The following is a 488-nucleotide window of genomic DNA, read 5'->3' on the forward strand; positions in this document are numbered from 1 at the left end:
CTCACGCAAAAGTTCTACGGAGATAGCGGACAGAAAAGCATTGACCCTGTGGTCTTTTTCAAGATCTGCCTGGTGGGATATCTGGAGAATATCACTACTGATCGTGGGGTAATGAACCACTGCGCAATGCGGTTGGACATCCTCTATTTCCTAGGATATGATGTGGATGAAGAACTGCCCTGGCACAGTACCATCAGCCGTACCCGGCAGCTTTTTCCTGAAGATATCTTTGAGGAAGTTTTTACCAAAGTTTTAAAGCTGTGTATTGAAATCGGATTGGTAACCGGGCACACTCAGGCAATTGATTCCGCTCCTGTAAAAGCCAATGCTTCCATGGACAGCCTGGAGATCAAAGTCCCGGCAGAAGATCTGGAGGAGCATCTTTCCAAGGTGCGTGTACAAAGCAGCAGGGATCGAAAAGCCAAAGGGAACAAAGCCCCTGAAAAACAGCAGAAGATCACAGCAAGTAAGAAAGAACTTCAGGAAAT

General features: G+C 46.7%; 1 protein-coding gene. It reads left to right on the forward strand.

Annotated features, from left to right (window positions below):
- On the forward strand, positions 1-488 hold a 488-nt coding region (locus RM529_RS17775), incomplete at both ends, for a transposase (protein WP_311486063.1).

Origin of the sequence: Autumnicola edwardsiae, assembly GCF_031846505.1 — a bacterium.
GTDB classification, from domain to species: Bacteria; Bacteroidota; Bacteroidia; order Flavobacteriales; family Flavobacteriaceae; genus Autumnicola; species Autumnicola edwardsiae.